This window comes from Qipengyuania seohaensis (assembly GCF_002795865.1).
GTDB classification, from domain to species: Bacteria; Pseudomonadota; Alphaproteobacteria; order Sphingomonadales; family Sphingomonadaceae; genus Qipengyuania; species Qipengyuania seohaensis.
Genome location: NZ_CP024920.1, coordinates 517,928 through 531,910, shown reverse-complemented (window position 1 = coordinate 531,910; position 13,983 = coordinate 517,928). Strand labels below are relative to the sequence as shown.

The following is a 13,983-nucleotide window of genomic DNA, read 5'->3' as shown; positions in this document are numbered from 1 at the left end:
GACGATTGGTCCGGCGGCCGCTTTACTTTGTGCGGTCGGTCAACCGAACCAGCGGCGCCTGTTCTCTGAAAGGCGTAATTTGAAGCCGGTCGCGAAGAGGACCAGCAATCCTGCACCTATCGTGGCATAGGCTACAGGTGCTGCAATCTGGCCGCCCGCCGAGTGGATCGCGAACAGCGCCCACAGGAATACCAGCGCATAGACCGGGTTCCCGCGACCTCGCCAAATCGCGAGTGCGGCGATGATCCCGCCGACCAGCACTATTCCCCCTGCCACGATAGCTTCGGGCCAGGCTTGGCCGACACCGTAGTTTTGCAAAGCCGCAGCGATATTGACGATGGTCGCCGCGGTCAGCCATGCGGCCAGGGCGCTCAGGGGCAGCATGACCGTCCAGCGTTCTGCGGTGGTGAACTCACGGTCGAGGCCGACGAACGAACGGTAGATAAAGAGCAGGCAGACGAGCACTGTCGATATGATGATTACGGAAACCGCATCGAGTTCATTCAGCTGCGTGTAGAGAGCCCACAGGCCATTTCCGAAGAATACTGCGGCCGCAAACCAGCCGATCCTTTGCAGAAGCGCATTGGATTTCTGGGACGGTAGAGCCTGGTAGACTGCAAAGACCATCGAACCGAAATAGAGTGGGCCCCAGATTGCAAATGCCCATCCCGCAGGCGTGATCAGCGTGCGTTCCGCATCGGAGCGGCTGCCGATCGGCTCTCCCACTCCCAAGCTGGGCAGGAAGGTAGAGCCGATCTGCGCGATCACGGCCACGATGATGGCAATTCGCTGCCAAGCGCTGCGCTGCGACATGGAATTTCGAGATTGAATGGTCATCAACGGGTAACGAAAGGTTGGCGGCACTGTTCCATGGCGATCACCGGCGCCTAGCCTTTCCCTTTGCGAGTCCGGCGCATCATGGCTAAGGAGCCGCAAACCCCACAAACAGAGATCGCTTCGCATGACCCTCCCCAAAATGAACCGCGTCCTCCTGAAGCTGTCGGGCGAGGTTTTGATGGGGGATCAGCAGTTCGGCATCGATCCGGCCTTCGTCCTTGAACTTGCCAAGGAAGTGAAGGCCGCCAAGGATACCGGCCTCGAAATCTGCCTAGTCATCGGCGGCGGCAATATATTTCGCGGAATGGCCGGGGCAGCACAGGGCATGGATCGCGCCCAGGCGGATTACATGGGCATGCTCGCGACGGTCATGAATGCACTTGCGATGCAGAGCGCGCTCGAACAGCTTGGCGTGCAAACCCGTGTACAAAGCGCTGTCCAGATGGACCAGGTATGCGAACCCGTCATTCGCCGCCGCGCAGAGCGTCACCTCGAGAAAGGTCGCATTGTGATCTTCGCTGCAGGTGTCGGCGCGCCTTATTTCACTACGGACAGCGGAGCCGCCTTGCGCGCCGCCGAGATGAATTGCGATGCCTTGCTGAAAGGTACGAGCGTTGACGGGATATACGACAGCGATCCAAAGAAAAATCCCGATGCGACGCGTTATGAAACCGTAAGTTACGGCAAGGTTCTTGCAGATGATCTCAAGGTCATGGATGCCAGCGCCGTCGCCTTGTGCCGTGACAACGACATTCCCATCGTGGTCTTCTCGATCCGCGAAAAGGGCAATGTGGCAAAGGTTCTTTCGGGCAACGGTGTACAGACCGTTGTGACCGACCACACCGCATAAAAGAAACGACAAGAGACGAGGAAGCCATCATGGCCAAATACGACAAAGCCGATATCGAACGCCGCATGCAGGGTGCGATCGACAGCCTCAAGGGCGACCTTTCGGGACTGCGCACCGGCCGTGCGAACACCAGCCTTCTCGATCCCGTCGTGGTCGAGGTCTACGGCTCGATGATGCCGCTGAACCAGGTTGCGACCGTATCCGCACCCGAACCGCGTATGCTGAGCGTGCAGGTGTGGGACAAGGCCAACGTAACTGCCGTAGAGAAGGGCATTGCGAAGGCTAACCTTGGTCTCAACCCGATGATCGATGGGCAGAACGTTCGCCTGCCGATGCCCGATCTTACCGAAGAACGCCGCAAGGATCTCGCCAAGCTCGCAGGTCAGTATGCAGAGCAGTCCAAGATCGCCATCCGCAACGTGCGCCGCGACGGCATGGAAGCGCTCAAGGAAGACGAGAAGAAGAAGGAAATCTCCGAGGACGAGCGCAAGCGCTTCGAGGATGAGGTCCAAAAGCTGACCGACAAATACGTTGGCGAGGCCGACCAGGCGGCCCAGGCCAAGGAAAAGGAAATCATGACGCAGTGAGGGCCGTAAGGTCTGCTGCCTCTCGGATGAGAACCTATGGCTGACAGCCACGACAAGATCGCGCGCCATGTCGCCATTATCATGGACGGCAATGGTCGCTGGGCCAAGCGCAAGCACCTGCCGCGGGTCATGGGCCACCGCAAAGGCGTCGAGGCCGTGCGCGAGCTCGTGCGCAGCCTCAAGAATACCGAAATCGAGTGCCTGACGCTCTACGCCTTCAGCAGCGAGAACTGGAAGCGGCCCGAGGAAGAGGTCGACGACCTCATGAACTTGATGCGCAAGTTCATAAAGTCGGACTTGCCCGAGTTCATCGCGAATGACGTGAGGCTGAAGATTGTCGGCGACTGGCAGGCACTTGCACCCGACATCGTAGAATTGCTCGAGGATGCGCTCGACAAGACTGCGCACGGATCACGGACCTTGGCGGTCGCACTAAACTACGGGGCCCACGCGGAAATTGCCCGGGCCGCACGCAAGGCTGCAGAGGCAGGCGAAATCGATGAAGAGAGCATCGCTGCCAATCTGTTCACGGCAGACTTGCCGCCTCTCGACCTGCTGATCCGCACCAGCGGAGAGGTTCGCCTTTCCAATTTTCTCTTGTGGCAGGCGGCCTATGCGGAAATGCTGTTCACGGATGTGTTATGGCCCGACTTCACTCCTGCGCACCTGATGGATGCGCTGGACCAGTTTGCGGGACGGGAGAGACGCTTTGGCGGACGGTGATCCAGAAACAAGGAAGAATGCGGACCTGCCCAAGCGCCTGATATCGGCTGCGGTGATGGTTGCGGTTGCGGTCGCGGCGCTGATCGCCGGAGATCCGTGGCTCGACTGGTTTATCGCCGCGGTCGTGCTCGCAACTTTCTTGGAATTCATTCTGCTGGTCGTGAAAGCGACCACGAACGTATCCTACAGGTTGGCTGCGATCCTCGCCGGCGCGATATATATCGGCCTAGCCGGATTTGTCCTCACACGCATGCCGCCCGGCCTGGTGGTCGGCATTGTCGGCACTGTCATCGCCATCGATACCTTCGCCTATTTCTTCGGGCGTTCGATCGGCGGGCCCAAGATCGCTCCTTCGATCAGTCCTTCCAAAACATGGGCGGGCCTCCTCGGCGGGGTCGTCGGGGCTAGTCTCTGGCTGGCTTTATTTATCTATACCTCGGCTCGCCAGGTCAGCGGATCGACGACGATGGGCTTCGACATGAACGAGGTCGGCACGATCGCCCTCATGGGCCTGGCACTGGCTGTCGCCGCGCAGGCAGGCGATTTCCTTGAAAGTTGGCTCAAGCGCAAAGCCGGGGTGAAAGACAGCTCGCGCCTCATTCCAGGCCACGGCGGTGTGTTCGACCGGACCGATGGCATGATCCCCGTAGCTCTCATTGCCGGTTTCGTGCTCGGCTCTGCTGCATGACGAGGTCGATCTCGATACTCGGCGCGACCGGATCGGTCGGCGCGTCGACACTCGATCTTGTTCGTCGCAATCGAGACCAGTGGCGCGTCGTGGCGCTTACCGCCCATTCCAACGTCGAAGCACTCGCCAGGCTGGCACGGGAATTCGGTGCGGACGTCGCGGTGATTGCCCAGGAAAACCTTCTTGGCGCTCTCAAGGAAGCGCTCGCCGGATCAGGTATCGAGGCAGCGGCGGGCAGGTCGGCCCTGTGCGAAGCATCTGCGCGTCCGGCCGATATCGTCATGGCCGCAATCGTGGGCTGCGCAGGATTGGGCCCGGTCATGGCTGCCATCGAGCAAGGCACTACTGTGGCGCTGGCAAACAAGGAAGCGCTGGTTTCCGCTGGCGAGGTGATGACCGCAGCCGTCGAGAAGCACGGCGCTACGCTCCTTCCGGTCGACAGCGAGCACAACGCCATCTTCCAGTGCCTACAGGGCGGCAAGCTTGCCGAGGTCCGCACGATCACGCTCACGGCCAGCGGCGGACCCCTGCGCACCTGGAGCCAGGCCCAGCTCGACGCAGCGACACCCGAACAGGCCATCGCCCACCCCAATTGGGACATGGGCGCCAAGATCAGCGTGGACAGCGCCACGATGTTCAACAAGGGCCTCGAACTTATCGAGGCACATCATCTATTCCCCGTCGGCCTCGACAAGATCAGGATCGTCGTCCACCCGCAGAGCGTCATCCACTCGATGGTCGAATACCGCGACGGATCGACACTGGCGCAGCTTGGCCCGTCCGACATGAGAGTCCCGATCGCCTCGTGCCTCGCGCACCCCGCGCGCATGGACACGCCGATGGATCCCCTCGACCTCGCCGCCATCGGCGAACTTACCTTCCATGCACCGGATGAAGAACGTTTCCCCGCTACTCGCCTGGCGAGAGAAGCTGCAGAAGCTGGCGGCGCTGCGCCGGGTATCCTCAATGCCGCAAACGAGGTGGCAGTGGCCGCTTTCCTGGCAGGTAACATCCCGTTCAGCCGCATTGCGCTAATGGTGGAGCGCGCCCTTTCGGAAACAGAGCTTCCATCGCCGCCGCAGACCCTCGAAGAGGTGCTGCGCGTCGACGAGGACGCAAGACAGCGCGCGAGCGCCATGCTGGAGATTTGCTGAGTTGGACGGTTCGATACCTTTCTGGATGTATATCATCGGCTTCCCGCTGCTGCTGGGGCCGCTGGTTACGCTGCACGAACTCGGACACTATCTCGTGGGGCGCTGGTTCGGCGTTCACGCGGAAGCCTTTGCCGTTGGCTTCGGCAAGGAAATCGCGGGCTTTACCGACAAGCGCGGAACCCGTTGGAAACTGTGCGCGCTGCCGCTTGGCGGCTACGTCCAGTTCAAAGGCGACATGAATCCGGCCAGCGTACCGGATAAGGAAGCCATTGCGCAGGCCACCGCAGAAGAGCGGGAGGGCAGTTTCCACCACGCCAGCCTATGGAAACGTTCGCTGATCGTCTTTGCCGGGCCGGCCATGAATATCCTCGTGACGCTGGCGATTTTCACGAGCTTTTTCATGATCTTCGGCAAACCGGTTTCGCCTGATCCGGCGATGGAAACCACGATCACCGCCTTCGCCGAAGATTCTGCCGCGCAGGAAGCCGGGCTGGAGATCGGCGATCGTATCATGCGCGTCGAGGGCAAGGAGGTCACCAGCTTCTTCGATCTTCGCGAAGCGATCATCATGTATCCTGGTCGCACGCTGGATATCGAAGTGCTCAGGAATGGCGATCTGCGCAACTTCGACGTCGTACCGCGCACGATCAAGGCGGAGGACAGGTTCGGGAACGTCTCGACGATCGGTCAGATCGGCATTCCACCTGCCGTTACCGAACGCCAGTTCGAAGGTGTCGGCCCCGGTGAGGCTGTCAGCCTTAGCTTCGTCCAGACGGGCAAGCTGGTGGACATGATGGTGACCGGTATCAAGCAGATCGTGGTCGGCGAACGCTCGGTCAAGGAACTGGGCGGACCGGTTACGATCGGCAAGTTTGCAGGCGAACAGCTGAGCCTCGGAGCGCTCGCATTCTTCAACCTGGCAGCTCTGATCTCGCTTAACTTGGCATTCATCAACCTACTGCCAATCCCGGCTCTCGACGGCGGGCACCTGGCGTTTTACGCGGCGGAAGCGATCCGTCGGAAACCGCTTGGCCCCCGTAGTACGGAGGTGGCCTATCGGGCCGGCGTGGCAATTGTGCTCGCGTTGATGATTTTCGTCACCTTCATTGATATCGCCAAACTCCCGTTCTTCGGGAATTAGGCGGGGAAAGGGTCGGGTGAAGGCGCGTCTGCGGCGTCACACGGCTTGATCGCGCGGCGCGCATGGGGCAGGGGGCCTCCAGGCGCTTCGCAAGGCGTCTTTTGTACTTTTGAGGACGGGAACTCCCTTGTCGATGACTGATTTTGCGAACGCCGCAAGCGAGACGAAACCATTTGGCGCGCGGCTCGTCGCCGGATTGATGGCCGGTTCGGTGCTGGCAGGCATGCCTGCCGTGGCTCTGGCACAGGATGCCGGAACAGAAGAAGCCGAACAGCCGGCCGAATCCGTAATCCAGCAGGATGTCGTGCGTTCGATCGCAGTTGCCGGAGCGCAGCGCCTCGAACCGCAGACGATCCTGTCCTACATCCGCCTTCGTCCGGGCGACGAATACACCCAGGCGGCGGGTGACCAGGTCCTCAAGGACCTCTACGCGACCGAGCTGTTTTCGAACGTCAGCGTAACGAACACGGCCGGCAATGTGGTCATCACCGTGACCGAAAACCCTGTCATCAACCGCATTATTCTGGAAGGGAACGAGCGGATCAAGAATGACAAGATCATTCCCGAGATCCGCCTCGCGCCGCGCCAGATCTTTACGCGTTCCAAGGTACGCGCCGACGTTGCCCGCATTATCGAGCTCTACAAGCGCCAGGGCCGCTTCGCCGCGACGGTCGAGCCGCAGCTGGTCCAGCTGAGCCAGAACCGCGTCGATATCGTCTTCGAGATCGAGGAGGGTCCGAAGTCGAAGATTCGCCAGATCAACATCATCGGCAACGAAGCCTTCTCCGACAGCGATCTGCGCGGCGAGATGGTGACCAAGCAATCGCGCATTTGGACCTTCTTCAGCTCGAACACGAGCTATGACCCCGATCGTCTGGCGTTCGACCAGCAGCAGCTGCGTACGTTCTACCTGACGCAGGGTTATGCCGATTTCCGTGTCGTCTCCGCAGTTGCCGAGCTGACCCCGGACAAGGAAGACTTCATCATCACCTTCGTCGTCGAAGAGGGTGAGCGCTACAAGTTCGGCGACGTTAAGGTCGAAAGCGAACTTCGAGATTTCGACAGCGAGTCCATGACCGCACGCCTGCCGATGCAGACTGGCGACTGGTACGATGCGGAACGGGTCGAGGACACGGTCGAGCAGATGACCGAGCTGGCCGGCACGTTCGGCTACGCTTTCGCCGAGGTTGCACCGCAGTTCAAACGTAACCCCGAAACGCTGACGATGGACGTCAACTTCGTCCTTCGCGAAGCTGATCGCACCTATGTCGAGCGGATCGACGTAAATGGAAACACGCTGACGCAGGACAAGGTCGTGCGCCGCGAATTCCGTGTCGCGGAAGGCGATGCTTTCAACTCGCTCGCCATTCGGCGTTCGGAAGCCCGCATCAAGTCGCTCGGCTACTTCCAGGAAAACTTCGAGATCACGCAGGTCGAGGGCAGCGCGCCCGACCGTATCGTCCTCGAAGCGAATATCGAAGAACAGCCCACCGGGGAACTCCAGCTTTCGGCCGGCTTCTCCTCGATCCAGAGCTTCATCCTGTCGGGTTCGATCCGCCAGCGTAACTTCCGCGGCCGCGGCCAGACCGTCGGTCTCAGCGTGAACTACTCGCGTTTCTCGAAGTCGGCGCAGATTAGCTTTTCGGAACCCTACGTGTTCGATCGCAACATCTCGCTGGGTGCGGACATCTATCACCGCGAGTACGACAACGATTTCTTCGCGACCGATTTCAATCGCTACAAGCAGGCCCAGACCGGCTTCACAATGCGTGCCGGTGTTCCCCTTTCGGAATACATGTCGCTTATCGGCAGCTACACGCTCCAGTACGAAGACGTTTCCATCGGCGACGGCTTCTTCGAGGATACGGATGGCGACGGCGTGGCCGAATGTCTCCAGTCGCGCTTCATCTGCGAAGCCGTGGGGGAACGAACCGTTTCGATCCTCGGCGCGACGCTGAACTATAACTCGCTCGACAGCCGTGTTCGCCCGACTCGCGGCGAAACGATCAGCGTGACCGGCGAATTCGCCGGGCTCGGCGGCAATGTGAAGTATCTTCGCATGCGCTCGCAGATGGGCAAGTGGTTCAATCTCGGCAGCGGTCTCATCTTCTCGCTCAACGCGGAAGGCGGCTGGATTCGCGCGCTCAGCCAGAATGATACTCCAGGCTTCGACGATGTACGTCTGACCGACCGTTTCTTCCTCGGAGAACCGCAATTCCGCGGCTTCGATATCCGTGGCGTCGGACCTCGTGTGGTTCGCTTGCGCTATCTCGACGACGATGGCGATCCGACCACGGATCGTGTCCTCGAAACCATCGACCAGTTCCGCGAGACCAAGAACCGCGCTTTCGACGATGCGCTGGGCGGCAAGGCTTATTACCTCGCCCGTGCAGAGCTCGAAATTCCGCTGGGATCGGGTGCGCGCGAAATGGGCATCCGGCCTTCGCTCTGGCTCGACGTTGGTTCGCTCTTCGCGATCGATCGTCCGCAACTGGATGATTTCCCGAACAGCTTCCAGTCGCGCTCTGGTGGCGAACCGATATTCTTCGGCCCGCTCTACGACGCCGACGGCAATCCGCAACTTGACGCTGACGGTGATCCGATTTCCGGCAGCACATTCGATGCCGTGGACGCCGATGGAAACGCAAACACCCCTGTCCTCGACCCGAATGGCTTCTACCGCGAAGTCCTGTTTGGCGACAGCATCAGCCCGCGCATTACCGCGGGTATCGGTATCAACTGGAACTCGCCCTTCGGCCCGTTCAGGATCGATCTATCCCAGACGATTAAGAAACAAGAGGGTGACGATACCAAGACCATTTCCTTCAATGTAGGAACGCAATTCTAATGAAACTGATTACCAAGTCGCTCGCCGCTGCGAGCCTCGCCACCGCTGCAATGGCGGCCACTCCGGCAGCCGCGCAGGTGAACGGCAACATCGGGATCGTAAGTGTCCCTGCCGCCGTGGCGCAGGCCAACGCACGCACGACTGCCTACCAGCAGATTTCGACTACTTATGCGTCGCAGATCCAGCAGATCCAGCAGAAGCAGCAGCAGATGCAGACGCTCCTGGAGCAGCTCGACACCAACAACGACGGTCAGCTCGACCAGGCGGAGCAGGTGGCGGCGCAGAGCGCTCCTCAGGCTCAGCAGCTCCAGACTCTCGAAACCGAGACTGCGCAGCTTTCGAACCAGATCGACGGTGCACGCATCTACGCGGTCGAGCAGATCCTTCTGCAGTACAACGCGGCGCTTCAGACCGTGGTACAGCAGGATAACCTCCAGCTCGTTCTTTCGCCCGACGCAGTGCAGTTTTCCGCGCCTGCCGCGAATGTGACCCAGAAGGTCGTCGCCGCCCTGAACACACGCGTCCCTTCGGTCCAGATCACGCCTCCGCAGGGCTGGCAGCCGGCGCAGCAGTCGGTTGCACTGTATCAGCAGATCCAGCAGATCCTGATGGTCGCCGCAGCCCGTCAGCAGCAGGCAGCCGCGCAGCAGCAGACCCAGCAGCCGGCCGCGACCGGACGCTGATAGCCGAACAGGGAGCAGGGGAATGAGCGAGACCGGTTTCGACGTAGTCGAGGTGCTGAAGCGCCTGCCGCACCGCTACCCCCTGCTTCTGGTCGACCGGGTGCAGGAGCTGGTCGTCGATGAACGCATCCATGCGATCAAGGCGGTCAGTTTCAACGAAGACTTCTTCCAGGGGCATTTTCCCGGTGCACCGATCATGCCGGGCGTCCTCCAGATCGAAGCGCTCGCGCAGTCAGCCGGTGTCCTCGCGGTGGAAAGCCTGGGCCTCGCCGGTTCCGGCAAGCTCGTCTACTTCATGGCGATCGAGAACGCGAAGTTCCGTGCTCCGGTCACGCCGGGCGTGCTGCTCGACCTCAAGGCCAGCTTTGTCCAGAAACGCTCGCGTGTCTGCAAGTTTGCCGGCGAAGCCAGCGTGGATGGCAAGGTGACCTGTGAAGTCAGCTTCACCGCGATGATCGCGGACGCACCCGAATAGACTTGCAAATCTTTGCGCGCGGCGCTAACCGCGCGCCTTCTCCAAACACAGCTGGACCGGTCGGAACCGTTCCGAAGCTAGAAGGACGTTTATCATGAAGGCCGAAGGTCACCCCGCTTACCACATGATCACGGTCAAGATGACCGATGGCACCGAATTCCAGACGCGCTCCACCTGGGGCAGCGAAGGCGAAACCCTGACGCTGGAAATCGACCCGACGAGCCACCCGGCATGGACCGGCGGCAAGCAGCAGCTTCAGGAAGGCGGCCGCGTCGCAGCCTTCAACAAGCGCTTCGGCGGCATCAGCCTCAAGAAGTAAGCTTTCGGGTATCACCGAATTCGAAGGGCGGTCCTGCGGGGCCGCCCTTTTTCGTTTGGGTCACGCAGCGCAATCGATGCAGCGCGTCGCGATCGGGCGCGCTTGCAGGCGGGCATCGGCGATCGGCTTGCCGCAATTGGCGCAAGTGCCATAGGTGCCTTTTTCTATCCTCAGCAGTGCATTCCGCACCTGTCCGATTTCCGCGCGCAAGACTTCGTCGACCCCTTCCAGAGCCTCGTCGTCGGCAAGGTCGATTGCCTGTTCGCCAAAGTCGGCATCCAGAGGGTGCCGCAGATCATCCTCGATCACCTCTGCACGACCGAGCAGATCGGCAAGGCGCTGTTGAAGCTGTTGTTGCAAGGCGCTGTAATCGTTCATCGGTGGGTTCTCCCTTTGTTGAAAAGAGAGTTAGCAAGCGCCGGGGCGACCGTATTTGATCCTGATCAATCTTCGTAGCGTTCGAAATGCATGACCCCGACATAGTTGTAATCGCCGCTATCGGCCGGGTGGTTCTGCCCATCGAAGACCGGGATTTCGGGCAGGTCGTAGATCGTCATGCCGTCGATGCAGGCGAGGTTCAATCCGTAGTGATCGGGTTCCGATCGCAGCTGGTGGAAGGGATGAATGCCGCATTTGGAACAGAAGCGGTGTTGCGCCTGGCCACTTCCAAAGCTGTAAAGGGTGAGGGCCTCTTCTCCTCTGGTGATGGTGCAATCGGCCATCGGTACGTCGACCATGACCACGCCCTTCATCGCGCAAATGGTGCAATTGCAGCGCCTGATTACCGGCGCTTCCGGCATGGTGAAGCGAAACCCCACGGTCCCGCAGTGGCAGCCGCCTTCGTAAACTTTTCCGCCTTCGATCACATTACCAACCCCACGGCTTCTCGCGATACCACTTCGTAATGACGTACTTCACACCGCGCCGCACCTTCATCCCGTGGTGAATGGTGTTCGGGTTTTCCGAGCCATCCGGACGCATGTTGTTCCAGCACACCAGCTTGCCGGTTTCCGGCTGGAAGTTCTTCTTGATGGCTTTGAAACGCGTCGCGCCTCCGGCCTCGACATCGTTGAGGTAGACCATGAAAGTCCACGTGCGCTGGCCCGCGACGGAGCAATATTTTTCCCAGTCCTGTCCGCCCCGATTGAAGTAGTCGCAATGCGGTTTGAATTCTTGGCCCACATCGTAGCGTTGGCCTTGCAAGGGTTCGCCGTGCGCAGGATCAATGCCGTTGAGCGCGCCGAACAGGGCTTCCATCTCGCGCACTGCGGGTTCCTCCGCCTCGAGATCGCAGGTCTCGCTGGTGCGGAAATAGCGATCGTCTCCGGCATCGGCGAGCGTGGAGGGGCGGCGATCCTTCTCGATCAACTTGATCAGCGTAGCGCACAAGGATTGGCTCACGAAATTCCGTAGCTGGAACAGTTCGAGCTTGTCCGACGGTACACGTTGCACGCCCGGCCGGGAAAGCACGAGGTCCGCAGAGGATTCGCCTGGTCCAATCATCGGATTGCACGATAGTCGCGAGTGCGGCCGCTGCAAGGGGTGGTAAGATAGTTGCGTGAGAGGCCTTGTCCGCGCTTTTTTCCCTTCCCATCGGCCGCACATTGTGCAACAGGCACGCGCCGTTGCGGAAGGCGGGTTGACGCCCGCTCGCCCGCGATTATGTGCCGCCTACCCGGCTGCGTTCCGGGGGCGTGTGGCGATCGTAGCTCAGTTGGTTAGAGCGCCGGTTTGTGGTACCGGAGGTCGCGGGTTCGAACCCCGTCGATCGCCCCATTTTCTCCCCTTCGCGCAGCATCTTGAACTCCTGCAAGGGGCATAGCGATGACGGCATTCTGGACCGAAACGGACTTTGACGATCACGAGCTGGTGCAGCTCGTTCGCGACCGGAAGAGCGGCCTGACTGCGATTATCGCGCTTCATTCCACGCACCTGGGCCCCGGCGCCGGCGGCACCCGATTCTGGCATTACGCGGAACCCGAAGCGGCAATGCGCGATGCGCTGCGGCTTTCGCGCGGGATGAGCTACAAGAACGCCATGGCAGGTCTGCCGATGGGTGGTGGCAAGGCCGTCATTCTAGCGGATAGCGACAAGACCAAGACGCCCGAAATGCTCGCTGCATTCGCTGACGCGGTTGACGCGCTCGGTGGACAGTATGTGACCGCCGAAGACGTCGGTATTTCGGAAGCGGACATGGCAGCCGTCGCCCAGCGTACCCAGTACGTGTCGGGCCTGCCGGTCGAGGGCGAAGACGCGGCAGGCGGCGATCCCGGCCCCTTTACCGCCCTCGGCATATTCCTCGGCATCAAGGCTGCCGTGAAGCACAAGCTTGGCAAGGACAGCATGAACGGCGTGCATGTCGCTCTCCAGGGTGTCGGCAGTGTCGGTGGCGGCGTCGCGAGGCTGCTGGCCAAGGAAGGCGCGAAGCTCACCCTTTCGGATATCAACGAAGATCGCTGCCGGGCGCTGGCGACCGAACTCGATGCCGAATGCGTAGCGAGCGACGCGATCATGTCGGTTCCGTGCGACGTATTCAGCCCCAATGCCCTCGGCGCGATTCTCGATGATGAGGGTATCGGCCGACTCGATTGCAAGATCGTGGCTGGCGGCGCGAACAACCAACTCAAGCGTCCTGAACACGGTCCGATGCTGGCGAAGCGGGGCATTCTCTATGCACCCGACTATGTCATCAATGCAGGCGGGATCATCTCCGTGACGCTCGAATATCTGTGCCGCCAGGAGGAAGCGCCGTGCGACATCAACGAGGTGCGCAAGCGTATTGCGCTGATCCCCGGACGGCTGGAGGAAATCTGGCAGGAAAGCGACAAGACCGGCGAATCGCCCGATCAGGTCGCCGACCGCCTGGCGCAGGCTCTCATCGGACGCGGATAAGCGTGATCTTCACTTGCGGGTCAGGCCTGCGCCTGTAAAAGCGCGGACGACGGCTTTCGATCATGCACGGCTTTGCCAATCCCAAACGGTTTCTCTCTCTCGCTCAGTGGCTGACGCCGCTGTTGCTTGCGGGCGGCCTTTTGCTGACGACAATCGCGCTGTTCTGGGGAGTAACATCGGTTCCTCCCGATCGCCTGATGGGCGAGACCGTCCGAATTCTTTTCATCCATGTACCGACGGCGTGGCTTGGCATGGGCGGGTGGAGCGCGATTGCGATTTCCAGTCTCGTGTTTCTCGTGTGGCGTCACCCGCTGGCTGCAATTGCGGCGCGTGCTGCGGCTGTCCCTGGCCTGGTTTTCACTGTCATCTGCCTCGCGACCGGTTCGATCTGGGGTCGCCCGACCTGGGGGACCTGGTGGGTCTGGGACGGGCGGCTGACCAGCATGCTGGTGCTGGCCTTCCTGTACCTGGCTTATATCGCGCTGGCGCAGGCGTCCGAGCGTGAAGGGGTATCGGCACGCATCCCTGCGATTTTCGGCCTATTGGGTGCGATCAATATACCGATCATCAATCGCAGCGTCGTGTGGTGGAACTCGTTGCACCAGCCGCCCAGCATAACGATGGGCAAGAGCGCGATCGACGCGGTTTTTCTGCAGCCGCTCCTGCTGGCTGTGCTCGGTTTTTCGCTGATCTTCGGCGGAGTAGTGCTCGCGCGGATGCGTGCGCTGCTGGCCGATATCCAGGCCGAAGCCCGCTTGCGGCGGCGCGCGCTGGAGGCTGACTGAT

General features: G+C 60.7%; 16 protein-coding genes and 1 tRNA gene. 13 read left to right on the top strand and 4 right to left on the bottom strand.

What is annotated here, in order from left to right; all coding sequences use genetic code 11:
* Nucleotides 1-39: 39 nt before the first annotated feature.
* Complete coding sequence (locus CVE41_RS02665; RefSeq protein WP_100259266.1) at nucleotides 40-813, bottom strand: hypothetical protein; 774 nt, start codon at nucleotides 811-813, stop codon at nucleotides 40-42.
* A gap of 148 nt (nucleotides 814-961) precedes the next feature.
* Here CVE41_RS02665 and pyrH point away from each other — a divergent pair, with 148 nt between their 5' ends.
* The 10 genes from pyrH (at nucleotide 962) to rpmE (ending at nucleotide 10,305) form a co-directional block, all read left to right on the top strand.
* Nucleotides 962-1,687, top strand: a complete 726-nt coding sequence (gene pyrH, locus CVE41_RS02660) for a UMP kinase (protein ID WP_090481386.1) — start codon at nucleotides 962-964, stop codon at nucleotides 1,685-1,687.
* Nucleotides 1,688-1,716: 29 nt separating this feature from the next.
* Entirely contained in the window at nucleotides 1,717-2,274 is a 558-nt protein-coding gene (gene frr, locus CVE41_RS02655; protein ID WP_100259265.1) for a ribosome recycling factor, read from the top strand.
* Nucleotides 2,275-2,310: 36 nt separating this feature from the next.
* Nucleotides 2,311-2,997, top strand: a complete 687-nt coding sequence (gene uppS / locus CVE41_RS02650) for a polyprenyl diphosphate synthase (RefSeq protein ID WP_100259264.1) — start codon at nucleotides 2,311-2,313, stop codon at nucleotides 2,995-2,997.
* The gene (locus tag CVE41_RS02645; protein ID WP_232725768.1) at nucleotides 2,984-3,685 is read left to right on the top strand and encodes a phosphatidate cytidylyltransferase; all 702 of its coding nucleotides are present in this window, start codon (nucleotides 2,984-2,986) and stop codon (nucleotides 3,683-3,685) included. The genes uppS and CVE41_RS02645 overlap by 14 nt, the downstream gene beginning before the upstream one ends.
* The gene (gene dxr / locus CVE41_RS02640) at nucleotides 3,682-4,839 is read left to right on the top strand and encodes a 1-deoxy-D-xylulose-5-phosphate reductoisomerase (protein ID WP_100259262.1); all 1,158 of its coding nucleotides are present in this window, start codon (nucleotides 3,682-3,684) and stop codon (nucleotides 4,837-4,839) included. The genes CVE41_RS02645 and dxr overlap by 4 nt, the downstream gene beginning before the upstream one ends.
* 25 nt (nucleotides 4,840-4,864) lie before the next feature.
* Complete coding sequence (rseP, locus tag CVE41_RS02635) at nucleotides 4,865-5,980, top strand: RIP metalloprotease RseP (RefSeq protein ID WP_100259261.1); 1,116 nt, start codon at nucleotides 4,865-4,867, stop codon at nucleotides 5,978-5,980.
* 133 nt (nucleotides 5,981-6,113) lie between these two features.
* A complete protein-coding gene (gene bamA, locus CVE41_RS02630; protein WP_100259260.1) occupies nucleotides 6,114-8,828 on the top strand; it encodes an outer membrane protein assembly factor BamA in 2,715 nt (904 codons plus the stop codon).
* On the top strand, nucleotides 8,828-9,511 hold the full coding sequence (locus CVE41_RS02625) for an OmpH family outer membrane protein (protein WP_100259259.1): 684 nt from the start codon (nucleotides 8,828-8,830) through the stop codon (nucleotides 9,509-9,511). The genes bamA and CVE41_RS02625 overlap by 1 nt, the downstream gene beginning before the upstream one ends.
* Nucleotides 9,512-9,533: 22 nt before the next feature.
* A complete protein-coding gene (gene fabZ / locus CVE41_RS02620; RefSeq protein ID WP_100259258.1) occupies nucleotides 9,534-9,986 on the top strand; it encodes a 3-hydroxyacyl-ACP dehydratase FabZ in 453 nt (150 codons plus the stop codon).
* Nucleotides 9,987-10,080: 94 nt separating this feature from the next.
* Entirely contained in the window at nucleotides 10,081-10,305 is a 225-nt protein-coding gene (gene rpmE, locus CVE41_RS02615; protein ID WP_100259257.1) for a 50S ribosomal protein L31, read from the top strand.
* 60 nt (nucleotides 10,306-10,365) lie between these two features.
* Here rpmE and CVE41_RS02610 read toward each other — a convergent pair whose 3' ends face one another.
* The 3 genes from CVE41_RS02610 to CVE41_RS02600 all read right to left on the bottom strand — a co-directional run bounded on the left by CVE41_RS02610 (nucleotide 10,366) and on the right by CVE41_RS02600 (nucleotide 11,808).
* Nucleotides 10,366-10,683 carry a TraR/DksA family transcriptional regulator gene (locus tag CVE41_RS02610; RefSeq protein WP_100259256.1) on the bottom strand — a complete coding sequence of 106 codons (318 nt, stop codon included), beginning with the start codon at nucleotides 10,681-10,683 and terminating at the stop codon, nucleotides 10,366-10,368.
* Nucleotides 10,684-10,748: 65 nt separating this feature from the next.
* Nucleotides 10,749-11,171 (bottom strand): GFA family protein, encoded by a 423-nt coding sequence (locus CVE41_RS02605; RefSeq protein WP_232725767.1) that lies wholly within the window; start codon nucleotides 11,169-11,171, stop codon nucleotides 10,749-10,751.
* 1 nt (nucleotide 11,172) lies between these two features.
* Nucleotides 11,173-11,808 (bottom strand): prolyl hydroxylase family protein, encoded by a 636-nt coding sequence (locus tag CVE41_RS02600; protein WP_100259255.1) that lies wholly within the window; start codon nucleotides 11,806-11,808, stop codon nucleotides 11,173-11,175.
* 196 nt (nucleotides 11,809-12,004) lie between these two features.
* Between CVE41_RS02600 and CVE41_RS02595 the strand changes: the two genes are divergently transcribed.
* From CVE41_RS02595 to ccmC, 3 genes are all read left to right on the top strand, one after another.
* Nucleotides 12,005-12,081, top strand: a tRNA-His gene (locus tag CVE41_RS02595).
* Between the two features lie 48 nt (nucleotides 12,082-12,129).
* A complete protein-coding gene (locus CVE41_RS02590; RefSeq protein ID WP_100259254.1) occupies nucleotides 12,130-13,197 on the top strand; it encodes a Leu/Phe/Val dehydrogenase in 1,068 nt (355 codons plus the stop codon).
* Between the two features lie 62 nt (nucleotides 13,198-13,259).
* Nucleotides 13,260-13,982, top strand: a complete 723-nt coding sequence (gene ccmC, locus CVE41_RS02585; RefSeq protein WP_100259253.1) for a heme ABC transporter permease CcmC — start codon at nucleotides 13,260-13,262, stop codon at nucleotides 13,980-13,982.
* Nucleotide 13,983: the final 1 nt, after the last annotated feature.

Excerpts from the sequence above, each read along its gene's own strand:
- CVE41_RS02665 (WP_100259266.1), bottom strand. The coding sequence starts at position 813 with ATGTCGCAGCGCAGCGCTTGGCAGCGAATTGCCATCATCGTGGCCGTG.
- pyrH (WP_090481386.1), top strand. The coding sequence starts at position 962 with ATGACCCTCCCCAAAATGAACCGCGTCCTCCTGAAGCTGTCGGGCGAG.
- frr (WP_100259265.1), top strand. The coding sequence starts at position 1,717 with ATGGCCAAATACGACAAAGCCGATATCGAACGCCGCATGCAGGGTGCG.
- uppS (WP_100259264.1), top strand. The coding sequence starts at position 2,311 with ATGGCTGACAGCCACGACAAGATCGCGCGCCATGTCGCCATTATCATG.
- dxr (WP_100259262.1), top strand. The coding sequence starts at position 3,682 with ATGACGAGGTCGATCTCGATACTCGGCGCGACCGGATCGGTCGGCGCG.
- rseP (WP_100259261.1), top strand. The coding sequence starts at position 4,865 with ATGTATATCATCGGCTTCCCGCTGCTGCTGGGGCCGCTGGTTACGCTG.
- bamA (WP_100259260.1), top strand. The coding sequence starts at position 6,114 with ATGACTGATTTTGCGAACGCCGCAAGCGAGACGAAACCATTTGGCGCG.
- CVE41_RS02625 (WP_100259259.1), top strand. The coding sequence starts at position 8,828 with ATGAAACTGATTACCAAGTCGCTCGCCGCTGCGAGCCTCGCCACCGCT.
- fabZ (WP_100259258.1), top strand. The coding sequence starts at position 9,534 with ATGAGCGAGACCGGTTTCGACGTAGTCGAGGTGCTGAAGCGCCTGCCG.
- rpmE (WP_100259257.1), top strand. The coding sequence starts at position 10,081 with ATGAAGGCCGAAGGTCACCCCGCTTACCACATGATCACGGTCAAGATG.
- CVE41_RS02610 (WP_100259256.1), bottom strand. The coding sequence starts at position 10,683 with ATGAACGATTACAGCGCCTTGCAACAACAGCTTCAACAGCGCCTTGCC.
- CVE41_RS02600 (WP_100259255.1), bottom strand. The coding sequence starts at position 11,808 with ATGATTGGACCAGGCGAATCCTCTGCGGACCTCGTGCTTTCCCGGCCG.
- CVE41_RS02590 (WP_100259254.1), top strand. The coding sequence starts at position 12,130 with ATGACGGCATTCTGGACCGAAACGGACTTTGACGATCACGAGCTGGTG.
- ccmC (WP_100259253.1), top strand. The coding sequence starts at position 13,260 with ATGCACGGCTTTGCCAATCCCAAACGGTTTCTCTCTCTCGCTCAGTGG.